Origin of the sequence: Rahnella sp. PAMC25559, from assembly GCF_050632365.1 — a bacterium.
Taxonomy (GTDB): Bacteria; Pseudomonadota; Gammaproteobacteria; order Enterobacterales; family Enterobacteriaceae; genus Rahnella; species Rahnella rivi.
Map to the genome: position 1 here is coordinate 422,156 of NZ_CP192544.1, position 21,897 is coordinate 444,052.

Genomic DNA, 21,897 nt, shown 5'->3' on the forward strand with positions numbered 1-21,897 from the left:
TCCGAAGATAATTCAGTTCATATCGACGGTTACATGATTTTTTCAAGAACTGTCCTCAGTTGATTCAGTGCTTCTGCGTGTTTATTTGCTGGCATATTCGACAGATTTTGTTGCTTCCAGCGTACTGCGGGCAACTTATCTATGTTATCCAGGCCAAGCAAATTCCATTCAGGATCTCTGTTTTTGAATGACAGTAAAAATGTTCTTTCATCTGTAGTCATTTCAGCATGGACTTGCTTAATCAATTGTTTGCGCACGGCGAGCAATTCATCCAGCGGAACATCTTTATCTGCCATGCTGCGAAATTCACCCTCATAGATCCCGGCGATGTCTTTTAAATGTGGCCGCAGTAACTCGGCGATAGGGCGTGAATGACTGATGATATAAACCATTAAAGCTTTACGCAGTAACGGAGTGAGGCCCTCATTGTCGAGTAAGAATTTGATGTCAAACAAATCTCTTGGATGTTGACGGTCGAGCGCCGCGCAAATTTTTCCGGCATAGAGATCAGCAAATGACACCACTGAAACCTCAGCAAAGCCAAACTCATTTTCCACCGTCTCACAGACAGGGAGAAGGGCCGGTTCATATACGGTTCCTCTTAATACCGGTGAGAGTTCAATCTTTATCATGACCCCGTCACGTATAACCGTCAGCCGCAATGCATCATCTTTATCTTCGTAGGACTTACGGACTTTGCTGCCCGGGAGGGTAACGAGTATAGAATGAGCAATATTATCTAATGCAGATTTGATACCCCTGAGGGAAGCATCCCGCTCCAGTACGGGCAAATACACGAGATCGATATCAACAGATAAGCGGGGAAAATCACGTATAAAAAGATTGATTGCCGTCCCCCCCTTAAGTGCAAAGCAATCGTGTTTGGCAATAAGAGGAAGCAGCTGTAACAGCAACTGCACCTGTTTGTAGTAAATACTTTCCCTGTCCATTCTTGATTACATATCCTTGGGTACGGTGATATTCCAGGTGGTGTCCAGTCTGCCGGAATGAGCAATCACCCGCTTTCCGCTGCCTAGCTCATACTGTTCAGGCTTAAGGTATTTTAACCAGGCGTGGTTATGGCGCTCTGCCAGCCAAAGGAAGAGACGTTTTGATCTGATACTGCAGTTTGCCAGTAACAGCGGTTCAAGTTTGCGGGGAGAGAGGGTGAAAAGCCCCTGCATGATTTGGTCCACATGTTCAAAACTGATGTTTTTCGGTACATCTGCGAGAAGTTCAATTATGGCTCTTTCTGGCCCGGAATAGTGCAGCGGCGGCAGTGATTGTCGCCATTGGTTTTCGCGGAGATATGCTGCATTTTCAATGATGCTGTCGGGCCATAAACGGCGTGTTCCGCGCCATTCAAAATTCGCGCAGGCAGTGATTTTGTTTAACCATGCCGGGGGCGAACCTGCAGAATAAAGGCTGACAGGTACGATCTGATTTTTAATCTGATAGTGTGCTAAACCTTCCAGATTCAACGCCGTAATCCCCCCCACAGTGATGAACGCGGGTTGCATACGCTGAAGAGAAGATACGATGCCTTGCCAGCTTAAGGGTGTTTCATCACAAACATACACACCCGGAACGAGCATCCGCAATGTCCTGCTTTTAACCGCATTATCGATAAAATGCAGGTCTAATCCTTGCTGTTGAAGCCATGCTTTTGTAGCCACCAAGCCTGAGGGCAATAACGTTTTGAGTCGTTGTCTCGCATCGGTATTAAGCATACAACCCCTTTTGTTTATGAAATTCACAATTCACGGCGATTATTGCCGTAAATTTTATAATATGTAAACCGAATGCGATTCAATTTTGTTCTTGTTGGATATTGCGGGCGGACTGTAGCTCAGCTTAATTCGCTAACCAACTGGCTAATGATGGAAGTAAGAGATGCTTTCCAGAGAAATTTTGTGTGTTGCAGCGGATTACATCCGCCGTTGCTTCAGACGGCTTTAAGCAAAACGACAGGTCATTTGACGACATCCGCTAACGAATGGTCATAAAGGGACATATGGCCAGTTAGCTTTCAGCAAAACCCTGTTAACTGCCTTCCAAAACGGATTCAAATATTTTCCCTCCTGTATTAATTGCGACTCAGTTCACATCATCTCTTGTTAGCGATCTATATAAAACATCAGTCCAAATAAAAAGAAACAGTGGTTCATTAATTTATTTCACATTTTACATGAGCAGTGATGAGTGCGAATGTTGATTTTATGTGAATTTAAAGTTTTTAAAAAATAACAAGTGCCGCAATTTTCAAACAATAAAATTCAATACAAGAGGGGAAGATGGATATATTTCTGAGTTTGGTTAGAACGCCCGCGGTGATAATTGCGATTATTGCTTTTCTGGGGTTGCTGTTTCAGAGGGCATCCGTATCCAGAATAATCACGGGTACGGCGCTTTCTTTCATCGGATTCACCATGATCAAAGTCGGTGGTTCAATCCTGATGAAAGTGTTAACGGCGTTTAGTACGTTGTTTTCCAGCGCTTTTGACATTGTCGGCGTGGTGCCCAGCAACGAAGCGATCATGGCCGCAACCATTGATCAGATTGGTTCCACCGCAGCGATTATTTTGCTTTTCTCCATGGTGATAAATATTCTTCTGGCCAGATTTACCCGCCTGAAATTTATCTATCTTTCGCTGCATCTGGTGCTGTTTATGTCCTTTGCATTAACCGCTGTACTGATGCAGTTGGGCTACAGCCATTATCCAATCATTATCATCTCGTCGATATTTATCGGCTTCTATATGGCAGCCTCACCGTTCTTTCTTAATAAATTTAGCCGTGAAATCATCGGCTCAGATGAATATGCGATTTCCCATGCCGCGATCTCTTCTTACATTATTGGTTCTTATATGGGGAAATGGTTCGGCAATAAGAAAACCGACACAGAACATCTCAAAATCAGTAATAAATTCGACTTCCTTCGTGAACCCAATATCGCCACACTGCTGACGATGTTAGTTCTGCTGTTGATCTCCTGCGTTTTCGCCACGCAACCGCAGATCAAAACTGCCATGACGCTGGTGTACGGGGCGGGCGCGGCAGATAAGAATATGGTTATTTTCATTCTTGAACAGTCAGCCGTGTTTGCCTGCGGACTTTATTTAGCGAAGGCGGGCGTTAACTTATTTACGGCGGAAATCGTACCGGCCTTTAAAGGATTTTCCCGAGTCTTCGCGCCCGGCGCAGTGCCGGCCGTTGATGTGATGGTGCTGTTCACCAAAGCGCCGAACGCCACGCTGATTGGTTTTCTGGTGAGTTTCTCAGTAGAACTGGTGTGTATCCTGATTTTTCCGTTTATCGGATTGCCGATTATTGTTCCCGGCATCATGGCGAGCTTTATTACCGGCGGCGCTGCGGCTATCTTCGGTAACGCGACCGGCGGGTTCCGCGGCGCGGTCATCGCCAGCGGCATCAACGGGTTGTTGTTGTGTGTTCTCCCTGCGCTGACCCTGCCGCTGTTTGCTCATCTCGGCGCTCAGGGTGTCACTTTTGCGGACCCGGATTTCACCCTGTCTTCCCTGCTGATAGATCATCTGCTGCGTCTGTTTAAATAACAGGATGTAAAGAAAAAGCCGCCTCAGGCACTGAAGGCGGCTTTTTTGCTATGCGGGAAACCAATGAGGCGCTGACGAAAAAGCCGGTCAGCTCCCCCAGCGACTTTTCAGATAACGAACCGCTTCCTGCGTCTGCGGCTGGTTGAGATAGTTCTCTCTGAAGAGAATAGTGCCCTGAATTTGGGGTACAGCGTCGTTTAAATCCAGCTGTTTTTTCAGTTCCGGCACGCCGCCGTTAACCATCCAGTCGGGTTCATTTTTTGAAGGTTCCCCGATTTTGTACAGCGCGATGCCAATATACAGGCGCGTGTGTGTCGGTTTGACCACCTCTGCCCACCAGCTTGCCAGTACGTCATAACGCGCGGCTTTGCGCGAGAAAGGCCAGTACAGCTGCGGGGCAATGTAATCAAGCAATCCCTGCTGAACCCAAAGACGGGTATCGGCATAAGCTTCGTCATAGGCCGCTGCGCCTTGCGTGCGGGAACCGGCCGGATCGTGCGACTGATTGCGCCATACACCTGCCGGGCTGACGCCAAACTCGACGTCCGGTTTGAGCTGTTTAATGGTGCGGGAAACCTGCTCGATCAACTGCTGGGTATTGTGCCGCCGCCAGTCCGCTTTAGAGGCAAACCCTTTTCCATATTTTTGGAACGTCAGGTTGTCGTTGAGGCTGGAGCCGGGGGATTCCGTATAGAAATAATCATCAAACTGCACACCGTCGACAGGATAACGGGACACCACTTCAGCGACAATGCTGGTGATCCAGTCACGTGCATCGGGGATGCCCGGGTCGAGCACAAAGCGATCGCTGGCGGTGCGGATCCAGTCGCGATGCAGGACAAAGACACTGGCCGGGTTCAGGGTCAGGGTATTATTGAGTTCCGCCACGGTGGAAGGTTTGGTGTTAACCGAAACCCGATACGGATTAAACCAGGCGTGGACTTTCATGCCACGCTTGTGCGCTTCATCAAGCATGAACTGCAACGGATCATAGCCAGGATCCTGACCAATTTTACCGGTCATCATGTCAGACCACGGCAAAATTCTGGACGCCCACAGCGCGGTGCCATCAGGTTTTACCTGGAAAAATACGGTGTTGATACCCAGCGTTTTCAGTTTATCAAGCTTATCCGTCAGCGCTTTTTTCTGCAGGCTGATGCGCAGGGCAGGGCTGCTGACATTGACGGAGGCCACCGGTGGCCAGTCCAGGCGAGAAACCGTGGTCAGCCAGACGCCGCGTACCGGTTCCTTATCGTGGGTGGTTTTACCCGGCAGGGGCTTGGCACTGACCGGCGGAAGTGGCGTAACCAGAGACTTCGGCGGTTTGGAAGAACAACTGGCCAGCAAAAGCATGGCAGCCACCAGTGCAATGCCATGCTTCACTTTTTTGAGGGGTAGAGCGCTGAGAGAGCAGACGATGGTAGACTCCGATTCTGTAAGGTAGTCGCTCGAAAGGAGACATTGTCTGTTTATGCCGCGTAAAGTCAATATCTTAGACACAGGGGTCACGCCCCCGCCGTGCCACTCAGTTATCCGAATCTCTTTTTAAACCTTTCCTTGCTGATTTTTCTCTCCATTTTGCCATTACAGCCTGGGCACAAATGCTGCTTTTTCCCTTCTAATTCCCATGTGTAATATTTGCGTTTAAACGCGATATTACACACATCGCACCGTCTGGGTTTTAACGCCGCGATAATGAATGAAATCAGAATCACCGCTCCAACTATCCATACAGACGTTTCCATAATAATGTCGGTTCCTTAATCCATGATGAAAAACAAGAGATGAAACTGCGCCATAAACCTTACAAGAAAAGGGGGTATCTGTAATTACCCATCTTACTCACCTCTTTTGACTTCATACCTCGCCTTTTGCCTGGTCACCACTGCGCACCCTGAGAAAGAATCGCCTATGTTTAACGTTCTGTTATCAGTTTTACGCTGTCCCGCAGGAATAACGCTTAAGCGGAAACACAGGATGAAAAGGATATGCTCAGAAAAAAAACCAATGCCAGGCTGGACGAAGATATTTCGGTGCACATATTTACCGCGTCGGCGGGAATGGTCGGCGTATGTATTACGGTCATCGGGATTTTTCAGGTTATTACCACTCTCAGACGAGAAGGGACGCTGGGCGATGATTTGCTGGCAATTAACGCCATTTTGTATCTGGCTACCACAATCATGTCTTACTGGGCGCTGAGAACCCGCGGGCAGCGTCGTAATGTGGTGCTGGAAAAAGTGATCGACATTCTTTTTCTGGTCGCGCTGACCTTCACTACGGTCGTCGCGGGTGTAATTACCTGGGCGATGACCTTTACATGAAGCTCTCTCCTCTGATCTTGTATTCGTATTAACACTACGGCTGGCATCAGAGGTAAAACGTTTTTTAGATAAATCATCAGAACAGCGTGGTTAAATCTCTGACACGCTGATCAGGGATTTATCTGTTTCATTCAAACCGGTGATTGGCTGCTGATGCCAGCAAAACGGCAGAGAGCGAAAGAATATAATCACAGGATGCTTCCATCCTGTGATTATTGGTCAGGGCGGGGGATGACGATTACTTGCGGTCGGTCCAAACGGTTTGCACGTTACAGAATTCACGTAAACCAAAGTGTGAAAGCTCGCGGCCATAACCACTTTTCTTCACGCCGCCGAAGGCGACGCGCGGATCCGATGCGCTGTAACCGTTGATAAAGACTCCGCCGGTTTCCAGCTCGCCGGTCATCTCATTTGCCAGATCCAGATTGGCTGTGAAGATCGTCGCACTCAAACCAAACTCGCTGTCGTTTGCCAGCTCCACGGCATGCCGCGCATCACGCGCCACGGTAATGGCGGCGACCGGACCAAACAGTTCCTGACGGAACGCCGTCATCTCCGGTGTCACGTCGCCGAGAACCGTAGGCGTATAGAAGTTACCTTTACCGGCCATCTTCTCTCCGCCGAGCAGCAAGGTTGCGCCCTGCGCCAGACTGTCCTGTACCTGTTGATCCAGCTCATCGCGCAGATCGTAACGGGCCATCGGGCCGATGTAGGTGCCCTCGTCCAGCGGATCACCTGTCACCAGCGCCTGCGTTGCGGCGACAAATTTTTTCGTAAAGGCACCGAGCACGCCCGCTTCGACAATCATGCGTTTTGCGGCGGCACACACCTGCCCGGTATTTTGATAACGGCCTGCGACCGCAGCCGCCACGGCCGCATCCAGATCTGCGTCGTTAAGCACGATAAACGGATCTGAACCGCCGAGTTCGAGCACACATTTCTTCACCGCTTTACCCGCCAGTTCTGCAATGGCAGCCCCGGCGCGCACGCTGCCGGTGACGGTGACGGCGGTAACGCGACGATCGGCTATCAGCCCCGCCACGGCGGGCGTATCGACATTAATGACACCAAACGCACCGGCAGGGAAACCGGCTTTCAGCACCGCCTGCTTCAACTTATAGGTAGTGCCCATAACGTTCGGCGCCGGTTTTAGCAGAAACGTATTTCCGGCGAGCAGCGCCGGCACTGCGCCGCGAAGTATCTGCCACACCGGAAAATTCCACGGCATGATCGCCAGAATCATCCCCGATGGGCGGTAATGGATGTGCGCTTCACCGTTATCAACCTGCGTGGGTTCCGGTGCCAGCAAGGCCGGACCTTGTTTGGCATACCATTCACACAGGCTGGCTGACTTCTCGACTTCCGCGCGCGCCTGTTTTACCGGTTTACCCATTTCAAGGGCGATCATGCGGGCAATGTCTTCACTGGCAGTACGCAATTCAGCGGCCAGTTGCAGCAGATGCGTGGCGCGATTGCTGATGTCCACATTACGCCAGAGTTTAAAGGTGTCGCTGCCCTGAGAAACGGCGGCTTCCAGCGCCTGGGGTGAATCATAGGCGTAGTCAGCAAGGCGTTCGCCGTTAAAAGGATTCAGTGAAATAGCGTGAGTCTGGGGAGTGGTCTGGGTCATTGATTTTTCCTCATCAGGAGTGATGGAGAGAGAATAACGGCTTGCGCGTTTCATTAAAAATGAATAAAAATGAACTTTCCTTTCACTTTTTGAGAATGGCTATGAATCTGTCACAACTGGAGATGTTCCGCGCCGTGGCCCAAACCGGCAGTATCAGCGCCGCCGCGCAGCTGGTGCACCGCGTACCCTCCAATCTCACCACCCGTATCAGGCAACTGGAAGCCGAACTGGGGGTGGAATTGTTTATCCGCGAGAACCAGCGGCTTCGCCTGTCACCGGCTGGCCGGAATTTCCTCAGCTACAACAACCGTATTCTGGATTTGGTGGAAGAGGCGCGGATGTCCGTATCCGGCAGCGAACCGCAGGGCGTATTCGCGCTCGGGGCGCTGGAAAGTACCGCAGCGGTGCGCATTCCGCCGCTGCTCACGCGTTATCACCAGAAATTCGGCAAGGTCGAGCTGGCACTCAGCACCGGTCCTTCCGGGGAGTTGCTGGAGAAAGTGCTTGAAGGGGAGCTGGAAGCCACCTTTGTTGATGGCCCTGTGCTGCATCCGGTGCTCGACGGTGTGCCGGTCTATCAGGAAGAGATGGTGATCGTCGCGCCACACGACCACCCGCCAGTGACCCGCGGTCAGGAAGTGAACGGCGAGATTGTGTATGCCTTTCGCGCCAACTGTTCCTACCGGCGTCATTTCGAAAGCTGGTTCAGGGAAGATGACGCTGCACCGGGCAAAATCTATGAAATGGAGTCTTACCACGGGATGCTGGCGTGCGTTATTGCCGGTGGCGGGCTGGCGCTGATGCCGCGCAGTATGCTGGAAAGTATGCCCGGCAGCAGCACGGTCAGTTGCTGGCCACTGGCGGAGAATTACCGGTTTCTGACGACCTGGCTGATATGGCGGCGGGCAAGTCTGACGCGAAATCTCTCGGAATTCGTGACCATGGCGTCGGAGATCAGCCCTCTGCTACCTGCAAAATAATTTGCCAGTCCAGCGCGAGTTTGAACATCAGGCAGCCCGCAAAGACGTAAAACAGGGTTTTGTACATGGTGAAAGGAACGACTCTTATGTGATTTGCGTCACATTCTAAGTCGGGAGATGTGAATCCTTCCAGCGGATTTTTCGCAAATTCTGTGTTTAACATCTGGAAAAGGGGACTTTTTCCGGAAGGGGGGTTAAAAAGATAAACTCTCTGCGGAGAATGGCGATATAAGCAACATTATATCGGGCGCATCATTCACTCTGCGACACTATTAAAACTAAGAGTAAAAATTTCACTTAATGGAAATGTCAGTTAATACAAAGAAACAAACAGACAGAATATTGCGTAACAAGCTGTAATATTACGCTGGCGCAATTGATATAGTTATTTGTTTGTGTAGAATCAGACGCACTTTCAAAAAATAAACTCTCATACTGGCAGGAACATCATGGACAACGCATTAAACGTTTTGAATAATATCCGTACACTTCGCGCACAGGCACGTGAAATGCCTTTAGAAACACTGGAAGAAATCCTCGAGAAGTTGACGGCCATTGTTGAAGAATCTCGCGAAAATGTAAAAGCAGTGAGCGCTCAACAGCAAGAACGTAACGAGAAATTATCTAAATATCGCAAAATGCTGGAAGAAGACGGCATTGATATCGATGATCTGGTCACGCATCAGGGCACGAAAGAAACCACCAAAACCAAGTCTAAACGCCAGCCACGCCCGGCCATTTATCAATACAAAGATACCAACGGCGAGCAAAAAACCTGGACCGGTCAGGGCCGTACGCCATCAGCAATTAAAATTGCTCTGGATGGCGGTGCGACGCTGGAAAGCTTCCTGATCGCGCGTTAATGATACGACCGTATTACTGATGTTTCTGGGATTTCCTGTTTTGTTAACGCGAAACAGGAAGTCACGGATAACAATATTGCTCTTTCCTTACCCGTTTTTATTTTCAAAAATCCCAGTCTATTGAGTCACCTGATAATACTTTTCCTCTGCGCGTTACGATCTTTTAAGATCCTTTCCCGTCTCTGAACACATCTTCACCAGTAAAGTAAATGTAAGTTTTTCACTGCTGCTTCTGCGTTGGCCGGATATTGTTATATGTGAATGATGACGAACTGGCTGAAATTTTGCATCCCTGTAGCCAGTGGGGTTTATTCAGCAGAATGTGCTTTATATTATTAGGGGATAAGATAAGGATCGAAAAAATAGCCCGCTACGGGAACGGGCATCAGGAAAGAATTAAGCGTTCTGGCGGTTCTTCTGGTACACACAAAGATGGGTATATGCCGCCTGTAAAAGCGGAACATTTATTCCCACACGAATTGCGCGCTCTACCAGATCGCCGACAATCTGGTCTGCTTCTACCGGGTTACCCTGCGTCATATCGCGGTACATGGAGGAGGTTTGCTCAGAGTGTTTGTCGGTGACGGCTTCTTTAACTTTCGCCACTGCCGCCGCGCGTTCTGCATAACCGAACGCTTTCATGGTGGTCAGCGCTTCATTAACGATGCCTGTGGCAAACTCCGTGCCGCCCGGCGCAGACGCTACCTGGCCGATATTGCCGTGCATGGTGCAGGTGATCGCGCCAAAACTGCAAAGCAAAAGCCATTTTTCCCACAGATCGGTCATGATCGTTTCAGAAAGGAATGCCTCGAAACCCGCCTCTTTGAACGCCTGATCGACACGCTGAATGCGCGCGGTTTTTTCGCCAGAGAGTTCACCGTAATAAATCTGGTGCATCGGGGTCATCTGGTGGATATGGCCGTCGGCATCCAGGGTCGCGTTGATTTTGCATAAACCGCCGAGGAGGGCGTGTTCGCCAAAACGCTGGCTCAGCGTCTCTATATGCTTCATGCCGTTCAGCACCGGCAGGATCATCGTATCTTCACCTACCACCGGCGCGATGTCCTTAATTGCCGCTTCCAGCCCGAAGCTTTTGACTGTCAGCAGGATCAGGTCATAAGGTCCGGTGAGTTGCGATGCCTGTAATACTGACGGCTGGAAATGGAAATCACCGTGCGGGCTGTGCACGGTCAGCCCGTCGCGCTGAACCGCAAGCGCGCGCTTTTCACGTAAAAGAAACGTCACATCCTGCCCGGCCTGCGCCAACCGCGCACCGAAATATCCGCCGGTCGCGCCCGCGCCCACAACGAGAATCCGCATATATATTCCTCATAGTTCAAGACATTCAGAAACAAACCCGAGGGTGTAAACTACGGCAGACAGTGCCTTTGAATCAAGTGTCAGGGAATAAAGGACTGGGTGACAGAAAAGAAGAATTTTTGATGATTTTGTCGCGTGATACTATTCACTCTCATTTTTTCTTCAAGGAGCACTGAATGGCCGGTTATCAGCCACCGTACAGTATCACGCCCGCCATTTTGCACCGGGTCGTTGAGGTTGGCGAATTACTCGGGCGCTGGGCCGCGCATGCGGAACAGTCATCAGTCCTGCTGCGCAAGGAAAACCGCATCCGGACCATTCAGGCTTCCCTGGCGATTGAACATAACAGCCTGTCCACACAGCAGGTCACGGCCATCATGGACGGCAAGCGCGTGCTTGCTCCGCAAAAAGACATTCAGGAAGTGCGTAACGCCATTCTGACTTACGAACAGCTTTCCGTCTGGAAAAGCTATCGTCTTGAAGATGTCCTGAAAGCCCATCAACTGATGATGACGGGTCTTGTGGATGCGCCGGGCTATCTGCGTCGCGGTGATGTCGGGGTCTATCGTGATAATCAGCTGATTCATATGGCTCCGCCCGCCGGTCAGCTCCCACGCCTGATGGCGGAGTTGCTTAACTGGCTGAAGGAAACCGATATTCATCCGTTGATTGCCAGCTGTATTTTCCACTACGAATTTGAATTCATCCACCCGTTTGCCGATGGCAACGGAAGAATGGGGCGTTTGTGGCAAACCTTGATCCTCAGCCAGTGGCGACCTGAGCTCGCCTGGCTGCCCGTGGAGACGCTGATTCACAATCAGCAACAGGATTATTATCGCGTGCTTGGCGAGTGCGACCGTGCCAGTGACTGCACGGCATTTGTTGCATTTATGCTGGAGAAACTGGTGGACGCATTACGCGAAGGGATTGAAACACAACTCTCGAACTAAACTCCCCGCCCGCAGGCGGGGGTAACACACCTGGCGCTATTTCCCCCGCGCCAGAACTTTGCGGTACAGCACAGGCAGCGAAATCACCACGATCAGCATCGCGCCGACAATCACCGACATCACAATTCCCGGCACATTCAGCAGGCTGAGGCCGAAGGTCAGCAGGCCCATCAGGAACGCGGCGATAATCACGCCGGTCATGCTGCCGGAGCCACCGAGCACGCTGACACCGCCGAGCACCGCCATGGTGATCACGCTCAGTTCCCAGCCGAGCGCCAGCGTCGGACGCGTGCTGCCGAGGCGCGAGGTCAGCAGCACCGACGCCAGCCCGGACATCACACCCACCAGCACGAACAGCGTCAGGTTGTGGCGTTTGACGTTAATGCCTGAATACCACGCGGCGACCGGATTGTTGCCGATGGCGTAAGTGCGGCGGCCAAAATTCGTTTTGTGCAGCAGGAAATAAAACACCGCGCCGAGCACCAGGAACAGCGCGAATTCAAACGACAGCGGCCCCCAGACATAACCCTGACCAAACCATGCAAAACTGGCCGGATACTGGTTGAGCGACTGGTCACCGAGCAGCACATAAGTGATGCCACGGAACAGACTCATGGTGCCGATAGTGATGACGATAGACGACAGATTCAGCCGCGTAACCAGCAGCCCGTTGACCAGCCCGCACAGCAATCCTACGCTCAGCCCGACGCCGACCAGCGCCGGCGTGGGTAAACCCGCCTGCGCGCAGAACCCCATCACCGTTGAGCTCAGCGCCATGGTTGAGGCGACTGACAAATCGATTTCGCGGGCGATGATCAGCATTGCCATCGGCAGCACAATGATGGCTTTTTCGGTGAAGTTAAAGGTCGCGTCCGACAGATTCCAGATATTGAGGAAGTAGGGCGAAGCGAGGGCATTCACGCCAAATACCAGCAGCGTGACCACCAGCAAAAAACCTTCCCAGCACATCAGGCGGCGGAAAAACGGCGTGGCGGCCAGGGTGGTTTTTTCTCCGGCGGCGGAATGCGGCGCGGTGCGCGATGCTAAGGTCTTGTTCATGATCTTACCCCGGTTTCAGTTCGCACAGGCTGGACAGCAGGAGAGTGACGCAGGATTAGCCGTCCTTTACGTTTATTGGCGCGTTCGTTGAGGATCACCGCGATCACAATCACGCCGCCGGAAATCGCCATCTGCCAGAACGGCGACACTTCAATCACCGGCAGGGCATTGTTGATAACGCCGAGGAACAGCGCGCCGAGCAGGCAGCCGACCACTGAACCGATGCCGCCCATGGTGCTGATGCCGCCGATAACGCACGCCGCAACAATCTGCAATTCAAAGCCGTTGGCGACATCGACATAAGCCACCGCGAAGCGCGAAATCCACAGATAGCCGCAAAATCCGGCCAGCGCGCCGGAAAGGCAGAAGCTGACGAACTGCATTTTGCCCGCATTGATGCCGGTGTAATACGCCGCCGTCGCGTTGCCGCCTGCGGTATATAAAGCGCGACCGGTGCGGCTGTAACGCAGGAAGTAAGCCACCAGAATCAGCGCGGCAATCGCGCACCAGCCGAGCAGCGGCAGGCCGATGAATGTCGCACGTGGCAGGCTGAGAAAATCCGGGCTCATCTGATGGGCGTTGATCCAGCCACCGTTGGAGAGCAAAAAAATGATGCCGCGATAAATACTCATGGTGCCGAGCGTGACCACAATCGGCGGAATACCGACTTTCCACACCAGCAGGCCGTTAATCGCGCCCATCACCAGCCCGAGCAGCGTCGCCAGCACCACCAGCGACCACACCGGAATATCCGGGTGATGGAAGTTAATCAGCGCAACGATCATTCCGGTCAGCGCCAGATTCGCCGCCATCGATAAATCGATGCCTTTGGTCAGCAAAACCATCATCTGCCCGAGGGCGAGGATGATCAGAATCGAGGTATCGTTAAACATCTCCAGCAGATTACCGATGCCGATAAACTCCGGCGAACGCGCGCCCACGGCGAGCACCATCAGGACAATCACCACCGCCAGCAGCAGCTCGCGGTATTTCAGCAGGTTTCTGATCATGCTGCCTCCTCGCCCGCGCCGCTGGCGGCGCTGACAATCATTTCTGCGCTGGCTTCACCGGCCCTGAATTCCGCCACCATCAGCCCTTCATGCATCACGATGATGCGATCTGCCATGCCCATCACTTCCGGTAATTCGGATGACACCATAATCACCGCCAGCCCGCGCCCGACCAGTTCAGACATAAACTGATGCACCGCCGCTTTGGAGCCGATATCAATGCCCTTTGTCGGCTCATCGAGAATGATGATGTCCGGTTTCGTGGCCAGCCATTTGGCAATGACCACTTTCTGCTGATTCCCGCCAGAAAGCGTGCCCACCGCCTGTTTCCAGCTTGATGCCTTGACCTGCAACCGCCGGGCGTAATCATCTGCCAGCGCCCACTCTTTTTTGTCATTGAGTACGCCACGCGGATTGAGCTGGCTGAGCTGCGGCAGGCTGATGTTCTGACTTATGGGTAAATCAATGATCGCGCCCTGTTTCTGGCGCTCTTCCGGCACGTACACAATCCCTGCCCGGATGGCCTGAGAAGGGCGCGAGAAGTGCTGCTCTTTGCCGTTGATCAGGATCTTGCCGCCGCCCGGCTGTGTAACGCCAAACAGCGCCTGCATCAGCTCGGTGCGCCCGGCGCCCACCAGCCCGTAAAAGCCGAGAATTTCCCCTTTGCGCAGCGAGAAATTAATGCCTGAAAATTCGGTCGGATGGCTGAGGTTTTGCACCTCAAGCACCGTTTCGCCCGGCGCGCAGTTCACTTTCGGGTAAGCCTGACTGACTTCACGGCCAACCATCATGGTGACCATCTGCTGTTCGCTGATGTCGCTGATTTTGCCGGAACCGACATAACTGCCATCGCGCAATACGGTGTAGTAATCGGAAATAGAGAAGATCTCGTCGAACTTGTGCGAGATAAACAGGATGGCTTTGCCTTCGTGTTTCAGGCGTTCGACAATCTGATAAAACTCAACGATTTCATGCTGAGAAAGTGCGGCGGTCGGTTCATCGAGGATCACCACCTGCGCATCAAACGACAGTGCGCGGGCGATCGCCACCATATGGCGCTGCGCAATGCTCAGGTCTTTCAGCGTGGCGTGCGGATCGATGTTCACTTCCAGGCGGGTCAGAATGTCGCGCGCCTGTTGATGCATCGCCGGCCAGTTCAGGCGTTTGAAAAGCCCGCCATAAACGTAGTGGCCGACGAAGATATTTTCGGTAACGGAAAGCTCGTCAAACAACACGGTTTCCTGATGAATGGCGGTGATCCCGACTTTGTGCGCGGATTCCGGCGTCGGCAGTTTGATCGGAATGGCTTTGTAGCGCAGTTCACCCTCTTCCGGCTGATAAATTCCGGTCATGACTTTCACCAGCGTCGATTTCCCCGCGCCGTTTTCGCCAATCAGGGCGGTGACTTTTCCCGGATATAAATCCACATGCACATTGTTCAGTGCCCTGACGCCCGGAAAGACTTTGCTGATGCCTTTTAGTGATAAAAGCGGTGTGGTATCGGTCATAGATGTCCCCTGACGAAGCACAACAAAACGGCTGACCGCAGACCGGTCAGCCGCATTCAGGATCAGAATATTTTAGAGAATTTGTCGATGTTGCTGGCGTCGTAAACGAACGGTTCTGCCATTGCGCCGCTGCCGTCAGCGTCCAGTTTGACTTTGCCTAAACGGCCCATGCTGGCTTCGGTTTTGGTGGCGGTACCTTTGACTAAATCGTCAGCCAGATAGGTGGCGGCGTAACCGAGATCGATCGGATTCCAGATGGCGAAGCTTTTGGTCGCGCCGGATTTTACGGCACCGGCCATTTCAGACGGCAGCCCCAGGCCGGTCACGTAGACCTTGCCGATTTTGCCCTGATCTTTCACTGCCTGCGCCGCCGCCACGATACCCACGGAAGACGGAGAAATAATCACTTTCAGATCCGGATAGGATTTCAGCAGGCCAATGGTTTCACGGTAGCTTTTGTCTGACAGATCATCGCCATACGCCACGGTCACCAGATTCACCGAAGGGTATTTCGGCAGCACCTTTTTCATCTCCGCAATCCACAGATTCTGGTTAGTGGAGGTTGGGGTGGCGCTCAGGATCGCCACGTCGCCTTTTTCGACGTTCAGGGCTTTCAGGGCATCGGCGGCCAGTTTGACGTTGGTTTCACCAATCAGCGCATTGTTAGACGGATTAAGGTGGATCTGACGGCCGTCTTTGGCGACACCGGAATCCCACGACACCACTTTAATGCCGCGCTGCATGGCTTTTTTCAGCACCGGCACTAACGCATCCGGGTCATTGGCGGAAACTGCGATGGCATCCACGCCCTGCGCGATCAACCCGTTCAGCACTTCGATCTGCGCCTCGGCGGTGGTTGTCGTCGGGCCGGTGTAAATCACTTTCACGTCGCCCAGTTCTTTCGCGGCCTGCTGTGCGCCCACGTTGGCCGCTTCAAAAAATCCGTTGCCCAGTGATTTCGCGACCAGTGCAATTTTCACTTCTGCCGATGCCGCGCCTGCCAGCAAGATACTGCTCGCCATCAGGGTAAGGCTCAGTACGTGTTTTAATTTCATTGTTTGTACTCCGCATAGAGTTTAACGACCAAAAGTTGCCGACGCGCCAGGCGCATGATCACGACTCTAGGAGGTTGCTGATAAACTGACCTTTCCGCGAGTGCCAGTTCTAAGCCAACTATGGCAAAGGTGCAAAGGTTTAAGAGAACAACCTCACAAATTGATAACAATGTTGTGGCGGGCAACGCAAAAGGTCAGAAAAACACAGGTTTTGGATGCAGAAAACCCGCACTAAAATCAGGCGTAAACCTGCGTCACACAGCGGATTTCGCAGGATCAGAGGCAGAAAGAAAGGTTTTGTTCAAAAGCGGCTGATGGGTCACAGTTTCAGCCTGATGCGAGGGGGCAGCGACGACTAAGATATTACGATAATGTTAATAAGGAGTCGCAAATGACCGTGTTACGCAGTAGCGAATATTTTGCCTCAGGAGATTTCCCGGTCGCCATTGAACCCCGTTATCCGCAGGAGACGTTTCCTGAACATCATCATCAGGATTTCAATGAAATAGTGCTGGTCGAACAGGGCACCGGCACCCACGTTTTTAACGATCAGCCGTTGCTGCTCAGCGCGGGCAGCGTCTGTTTTGTGCGCCACCGCGATCATCATCTCTACGAAGACACCGACAACCTGCACCTGACCAACGTGCTGTACCGCAGCCCGGAGGCTTTTCGCTTTCTGAATGGGCTTGGCGATCTGCTGCCGCAGGAAGTGGATGGCATTTATCCGGCGCACTGGCGTATCAATCCCGGCCAGATAGCGCAGGCAAAAACGCTGATCGACCTGCTGGCGCGCAAACCGGTCCGAACGTCACCGGAGTCTCAGGCGCAGCAGGAACTGTATTTTATGCAACTCTTACTGCTGCTGCGAAAAGGCAGCCGTGAGGTGGGATACAGCGGGCAGGGCGGTGACCTGAATAACTTACTCGACTGGATGAATGAGCATTACGACGAAGAGATCGACTGGCCGGTGCTGGCAGAAAAGTTTTCGATGTCGCTGCGCACCCTGCACCGGCAGATGAAGCAGCAAACCGGCTGCACGCCGCTCAACTATCTCAACCGTCTGCGCCTGCTCAATGCCCGCAACCTGCTGCGATTCACCGACAGCTCAATCACAGACATTGCGCATCAGTGCGGCTTCTGCGACAGCAACTACTTCTCCACTCTCTTCAAACGTGAATTCGGCTACGCTCCCCGCAACGCGCGTTTGTGATCCGCAGAGGTTATCTCCAATTTGCAAAAATGTTACGTCGGGCAGTCCGACCATGACATTTTTGCCATTTCCCACGCCGGGCTGGCAGTGACGGAAAGGTAAAACCCGGTCGGATAGAACAGGCTGTTAAAACTTCACAAAAAAGAACTTATTTTTTAACAACTCGTTCATCACCTCTATCCGTACTTTGGAGACTCCAGCTATGGGCACAGTTCAGAAACGTATGTACATCAACGGCGAATTTGTCGAAAACACCGGCGGAAAGTGGATTGACGTAGTGAATCCGGCGACAGAACAGGTGATTTCGCAGATCCCTGAAGGCTCGGCAGAAGATGCCAAAAGAGCCATTGATGCCGCCGAAGCGGCGCAGCCGGGCTGGGAAGCGCTGCCTGCGGTGGAACGCGGCGTGTGGCTGCACAAAATCGCCGCCGGTATCCGCGAACGCGAAGCCGAGCTGACGCAAACCATCATTGCCGAAGGCGGTAAAACCTACGGCCTGGCGCAAACCGAAGTGTTGTTCACGGCGGATTACCTGGATTACATGGCGGAATGGGCGCGCCGTTACGAAGGCGAAATCATTCAGAGCGACCGCCCAAACGAAAACATCTTTGTGTTCCGCAAAGCCATCGGTGTGACCACCGGTATTTTGCCGTGGAACTTCCCGTTCTTCCTGATCGCCCGCAAAGCGGCACCGGCGCTGATCACCGGTAACACCATCGTGATCAAACCGAGTGAAATCACCCCGAACAATGCGGTGATCTTTGCTGAAATCATTCACCACATCGGCCTGCCAAAAGGCGTGCTGAACATTGTCACCGGCTACGGCCCGACCGTCGGGCAGGAACTGGCAGCCAACCCGAAAGTTGGCATGGTCAGCCTGACCGGCAGCGTGGCGGCGGGTATCGCCACCATGACCGCTGCGGCGCAAAACGTCACCAAAGTTTCGCTGGAGCTGGGCGGCAAAGCGCCCGCCATCGTGATGAACGACGCCGATTTAGATCTGGCGGTAAAAGCCATTGTCAGCTCGCGCGTCATCAATACCGGGCAGGTGTGTAACTGCGCCGAACGGGTCTATGTGCAGCAAGGCGTCTACGACGAGTTCATTTCGCGCCTCAGCGCTGCCATGAAAGAAGTGACCTTCGGCAACACGGCGGAGAAAAAAGAGCTGGATATGGGGCCGCTTATCAGCGCCGCAGCATTACAGCGCGTGGAAGACAAAGTGGCGAAAGCTGTTTCGCAGGGCGCGAAAGTGCTGCTGGGCGGTAAGCGCGAGGGCGGCACCGGCTTCTTCTACCCGCCAACGTTGCTGGTGGATGTGAAGCAGGAAATGCCGATCATGCACGAGGAAGTGTTCGGGCCGGTGCTGCCGGTCGCGACGTTCAACACGCTGGAAGAAGCCATCGCGATGGCGAACGACAGCGAATACGGCCTGACGTCGTCGATTTACACCAGCAACATCAATACGGCGATGAAAGCGCTGAAACAGCTGAAATTCGGTGAGACTTACATCAACCGCGAAAACTTTGAAGCGATGCAGGGCTTCCATGCGGGCTGGCGTAAATCGGGTGTCGGCGGCGCGGACGGTAAACACGGCTTGCAGGAATATCTGCAAACCCACGTGGCCTATCTGCAATTCCATTGATCATTTAATCCTCTCCGCCGGAACAGGATCGCCTGTTTCCGGCGTGAGGTGACTTCTACCAGACAAGGACACGCCATGCGCCGCAGCGATTTTCTGACCGCCATCCGCCAGCATAAATTCATTCACGCGCTGTTCCCGGCAGAAGATTCGCAGCCCGATCCTGTGCAGGCTTTTGCGCGCGCGCTGACCCTGAGCGGCGGTATCTGGGATGATCATTTTTTGCAGACACCGCTGACGGGCTATACCACGCTGAACGCTTACCTGCGCGAACTGTACCCGGCAGATTCCCTGTTTTGTTCCGCGACACCGGAGATTATCGCGGACATTGATTTTGACGCCCGTACCCCGGCGACCGCGTTGAAAGACGCGGATGTCGGCGTTGTGCGCGCCTGTTTTGGCGTTGCCGACACCGGTGCGATTTTTCTCAGCGACCCCGCGCTTGCCGTAAACACCCTCAGCGCAATGGCGAAAAACCTGGTGGTGCTGCTCGACGTCAAACATATCGTCGCGCATCTGCACCTCGCCCACCGTCAGCCGCAGCCCTTTAATGCCCGCTACGCCATTATGATCACCGGCTCCGCCGCGACAGCCGACAGTGAAAGTGCGCTGATGCTGGGAGCAAAAGGGGTGACGAATCTGCGGGTGATCGGGATCTGACCTCAAAAAAACCGCAACATCACCTCTACTGCTCCGCTCAAAATAACTCCCCTAAATAAAAGAAATCCTATCTGATACAATCAGTAAATCGATGTACATCGGGCATGTCCTGAATATTTCCTGTGAGTGAGCGCGACAACCATGAGCGTGATACAAAGCCTTATCAAACAAGCCTTTGGCACCGGCAACGGTCACGAAGCGGCCACTTTCCTCGCCAGCGCCTGCAACCGCATGAAGGCCATGGATAAAATATCCATCGCCCGTGAAGTGGAAAGCGCGCTCAGAGGCGTCAGTTTCAGCCGTGCCGAGGCCGATAAAGCCAAAGTCAAAACCGTTTTTAAAGATACGGCTGTCACCGTCGAAAGGCTCGCCGCGCTGGAAAAACAGGTGCGCAGCCTGACGCATGAACTGGCAGTGGCGCGGAACAAAACCGACGGCGGCAACCCTGAAGAGCTGGCCCGGCTGCAAGGAGAGTTGTACCGCCTCAACACGCGGGTCAGTGAACTTCTTAACCAGTCTGAACGACTCAAAAAACAGCACGCCGATGAACTGGCGCTCATGCGCTCACGCCAGCGCGCGGCGGGCAATTCCACCTCGGCAGAACTTGACGCCGCCAACAGCCTGATTGCCTATACCGGCAGCCAGATGTCCGCCATGGCGGCGGCACGCGACAGCCTGCAACAGCGGTTAACCGCGCTGGAAACGGAGTCTGAACGCCGCCTGCGTGACGAAGAAGATAAACGCCATGCCGCCAACCGTCGTGCAGACGGCAATTACGCACTGCTGGGCCAGCAAAAAGAGCTGACCGCCGAAGCCAACCGTAAAATCACCCAACTGCGGGTGAACCTGAAATCGCAAGAGTACGAAGGGCAATCGGCGAAGAGCGAGGCGGCAAAACTGAATAAGCAGATCGCCGAACTGATGAGCGAAAACAGCCGCTTAGCGGCGCAATCTCAGCATCATGAAGCGCAGTGCGAAAGCCTGAACAGCGCCCTCGGGCGAACTCAAAAAGAGCTCGCCGCCTGTAAAGCACAAAAAGGACGTTTCACCCGCTGGATCCACATTCCCAGCGCCATTATGGGCCTCGCCGTGGTCGGCCTGGTGATGTACACCGATGACCACACCGGGCATCTGTCAGACAGCCTCACCCCGGCTGCATTTTTGGGGTGCGTGGTCTATGCGCTTTCGCTCATGATTGCTTTCACCCGCAGGGCGTAGAGCGGGGGAAACCTTACTTCACCCCCATTGCCGCCTGCTCAATCAGGGCGGCCACTTCTTTCGGATGTGATTCATACACTGAATGGCTGGCACCGGCGATTTCGACGGTGTGGCTGTGTGCGCGTTTGGCGTACATCCGCTCTAAATCCGGGTTAATGATTTTGTCGGACATGGCCACCATGTACCAGCTGGGTTTCACTTTCCATGCCGGGTCAGGAATGTTGGCGGTGAAGACGCTGGCGGAGGTCAGCATCTGCGCCTTAGCTTCGAATTCCGCCTGTTTACGTGGCAGGTCGGCCGCAAAGTCGGACGGGAACACCGCCGGGTTGATGTAGAGGAATCCGTCCGGCGTTTTGACAAACGGGTGCGCCGAGTTGGGGAATTTCTTACCGTTGGTCGCTTCCGTTTCACCGTTGTCCAGCGCGTGTGCCGCGATATACACCAGCCCCGCCACGTGCGGGTCATTTCCTGCTTCCGTAATGATCGCGCCGCCGTAGCTGTGGCCCACAAGGATCGCCGGGCCATTTTGCTGATCCAGAATGCGTCTGGTGGCCGCCACGTCTTCCGGGAAGGAAGTCAGCGGTTCCTGCACCAGCGTCACGTTATAGCCATCGTGCGTCAGGATGTCATACACCGGACGCCATCCCGAGCCGCCCACAAATGCGCCGTGCACCAGCACGATATTTTTTACCGGAGCCGCCATCGCCGCCTGAGAAGCGAATGCCGCCGCAGCGGCTACTATTAATGTTGAAGCTAAACGAAAACGCATGGCAATACCTCATGGAGTTTCTGAAACCGGGGGTGAGGTGCCACTGTGGGCGTCTGGCTCTGTCAGGGGAGTGACGGGCGGATGACAAAAACGACATTGATTGCCGGTTGTTTCCATCTGCGCAGATAAC

General features: G+C 53.2%; 18 protein-coding genes and 1 pseudogene. 9 read left to right on the forward strand and 10 right to left on the reverse strand.

Annotated features, from left to right (window positions below):
• Positions 1–29 precede the first annotated feature (29 nt).
• Positions 30–950 carry a nucleotidyl transferase AbiEii/AbiGii toxin family protein gene (locus ACQZQY_RS24265; protein ID WP_431297436.1) on the reverse strand — a complete coding sequence of 307 codons (921 nt, stop codon included), beginning with the start codon at positions 948–950 and terminating at the stop codon, positions 30–32.
• 6 nt (positions 951–956) lie between these two features.
• Positions 957–1,730: a type IV toxin-antitoxin system AbiEi family antitoxin domain-containing protein gene (locus tag ACQZQY_RS24270; protein WP_056779764.1), complete on the reverse strand. Its 774-nt coding sequence runs from the start codon at positions 1,728–1,730 to the stop codon at positions 957–959.
• Between the two features lie 564 nt (positions 1,731–2,294).
• Between ACQZQY_RS24270 and ACQZQY_RS24275 the strand changes: the two genes are divergently transcribed.
• On the forward strand, positions 2,295–3,572 hold the full coding sequence (locus ACQZQY_RS24275; RefSeq protein WP_136376949.1) for a PTS ascorbate transporter subunit IIC: 1,278 nt from the start codon (positions 2,295–2,297) through the stop codon (positions 3,570–3,572).
• Positions 3,573–3,659: 87 nt separating this feature from the next.
• Here the strand turns inward: ACQZQY_RS24275 and ACQZQY_RS24280 are convergent, their stop codons facing one another.
• On the reverse strand, positions 3,660–4,925 hold the full coding sequence (locus ACQZQY_RS24280; protein ID WP_431297516.1) for a glycoside hydrolase family 10 protein: 1,266 nt from the start codon (positions 4,923–4,925) through the stop codon (positions 3,660–3,662).
• Between the two features lie 635 nt (positions 4,926–5,560).
• On the opposite strand from ACQZQY_RS24280, the gene ACQZQY_RS24285 reads away from it, so the two are divergent.
• Positions 5,561–5,896 carry a hypothetical protein gene (locus ACQZQY_RS24285; protein WP_056779774.1) on the forward strand — a complete coding sequence of 112 codons (336 nt, stop codon included), beginning with the start codon at positions 5,561–5,563 and terminating at the stop codon, positions 5,894–5,896.
• Positions 5,897–6,134: 238 nt separating this feature from the next.
• On the opposite strand, the gene ACQZQY_RS24290 is transcribed toward ACQZQY_RS24285, so the two are convergent.
• Positions 6,135–7,526, reverse strand: coding sequence for an aldehyde dehydrogenase family protein (locus tag ACQZQY_RS24290; RefSeq protein ID WP_431297437.1), 1,392 nt, complete (start codon positions 7,524–7,526; stop codon positions 6,135–6,137).
• A gap of 101 nt (positions 7,527–7,627) precedes the next feature.
• On the opposite strand from ACQZQY_RS24290, the gene ptrR reads away from it, so the two are divergent.
• Both ptrR and ACQZQY_RS24300 read left to right on the forward strand, forming a co-directional pair.
• Positions 7,628–8,506, forward strand: coding sequence for a putrescine utilization regulator PtrR (gene ptrR, locus ACQZQY_RS24295; protein ID WP_431297438.1), 879 nt, complete (start codon positions 7,628–7,630; stop codon positions 8,504–8,506).
• Between the two features lie 449 nt (positions 8,507–8,955).
• On the forward strand, positions 8,956–9,369 hold the full coding sequence (locus tag ACQZQY_RS24300; RefSeq protein WP_122096830.1) for an H-NS family nucleoid-associated regulatory protein: 414 nt from the start codon (positions 8,956–8,958) through the stop codon (positions 9,367–9,369).
• Positions 9,370–9,765: 396 nt separating this feature from the next.
• Here the strand turns inward: ACQZQY_RS24300 and panE are convergent, their stop codons facing one another.
• Entirely contained in the window at positions 9,766–10,689 is a 924-nt protein-coding gene (panE, locus tag ACQZQY_RS24305; RefSeq protein ID WP_217204408.1) for a 2-dehydropantoate 2-reductase, read from the reverse strand.
• Between the two features lie 176 nt (positions 10,690–10,865).
• On the opposite strand from panE, the pseudogene ACQZQY_RS24310 reads away from it, so the two are divergent.
• Positions 10,866–11,627, forward strand: a pseudogene (locus tag ACQZQY_RS24310) (Fic family protein); the annotation flags it as partial.
• Between the two features lie 48 nt (positions 11,628–11,675).
• Here ACQZQY_RS24310 and ACQZQY_RS24315 read toward each other — a convergent pair.
• From ACQZQY_RS24315 to rhaS (ACQZQY_RS24330), 4 genes are all read right to left on the reverse strand, one after another.
• Complete coding sequence (locus ACQZQY_RS24315; protein WP_371414328.1) at positions 11,676–12,698, reverse strand: ABC transporter permease; 1,023 nt, start codon at positions 12,696–12,698, stop codon at positions 11,676–11,678.
• Positions 12,695–13,708: an ABC transporter permease gene (locus tag ACQZQY_RS24320; protein WP_183849432.1), complete on the reverse strand. Its 1,014-nt coding sequence runs from the start codon at positions 13,706–13,708 to the stop codon at positions 12,695–12,697. The genes ACQZQY_RS24315 and ACQZQY_RS24320 overlap by 4 nt, the downstream gene beginning before the upstream one ends.
• Positions 13,705–15,216 (reverse strand): sugar ABC transporter ATP-binding protein, encoded by a 1,512-nt coding sequence (locus ACQZQY_RS24325; protein WP_056779794.1) that lies wholly within the window; start codon positions 15,214–15,216, stop codon positions 13,705–13,707. The genes ACQZQY_RS24320 and ACQZQY_RS24325 overlap by 4 nt, the downstream gene beginning before the upstream one ends.
• 62 nt (positions 15,217–15,278) lie before the next feature.
• Positions 15,279–16,271 carry a rhamnose ABC transporter substrate-binding protein gene (gene rhaS, locus ACQZQY_RS24330; RefSeq protein WP_056779797.1) on the reverse strand — a complete coding sequence of 331 codons (993 nt, stop codon included), beginning with the start codon at positions 16,269–16,271 and terminating at the stop codon, positions 15,279–15,281.
• 391 nt (positions 16,272–16,662) lie between these two features.
• Between rhaS (ACQZQY_RS24330) and rhaS (ACQZQY_RS24335) the strand changes: the two genes are divergently transcribed.
• The 4 genes from rhaS (ACQZQY_RS24335) (at position 16,663) to ACQZQY_RS24350 (ending at position 20,998) form a co-directional block, all read left to right on the forward strand.
• Positions 16,663–17,481, forward strand: a complete 819-nt coding sequence (gene rhaS / locus ACQZQY_RS24335) for an HTH-type transcriptional activator RhaS (protein ID WP_056779799.1) — start codon at positions 16,663–16,665, stop codon at positions 17,479–17,481.
• A 202-nt stretch (positions 17,482–17,683) separates the two neighbouring features.
• Complete coding sequence (aldA, locus tag ACQZQY_RS24340) at positions 17,684–19,123, forward strand: aldehyde dehydrogenase (RefSeq protein WP_056779802.1); 1,440 nt, start codon at positions 17,684–17,686, stop codon at positions 19,121–19,123.
• Positions 19,124–19,198: 75 nt separating this feature from the next.
• Positions 19,199–19,780: an LUD domain-containing protein gene (locus tag ACQZQY_RS24345; RefSeq protein ID WP_431297439.1), complete on the forward strand. Its 582-nt coding sequence runs from the start codon at positions 19,199–19,201 to the stop codon at positions 19,778–19,780.
• A gap of 141 nt (positions 19,781–19,921) precedes the next feature.
• Entirely contained in the window at positions 19,922–20,998 is a 1,077-nt protein-coding gene (locus ACQZQY_RS24350) for a hypothetical protein (RefSeq protein WP_431297440.1), read from the forward strand.
• A 13-nt stretch (positions 20,999–21,011) separates the two neighbouring features.
• Here ACQZQY_RS24350 and ACQZQY_RS24355 read toward each other — a convergent pair whose 3' ends face one another.
• Positions 21,012–21,767: an alpha/beta hydrolase gene (locus ACQZQY_RS24355; RefSeq protein ID WP_122096823.1), complete on the reverse strand. Its 756-nt coding sequence runs from the start codon at positions 21,765–21,767 to the stop codon at positions 21,012–21,014.
• Positions 21,768–21,897: the final 130 nt, after the last annotated feature.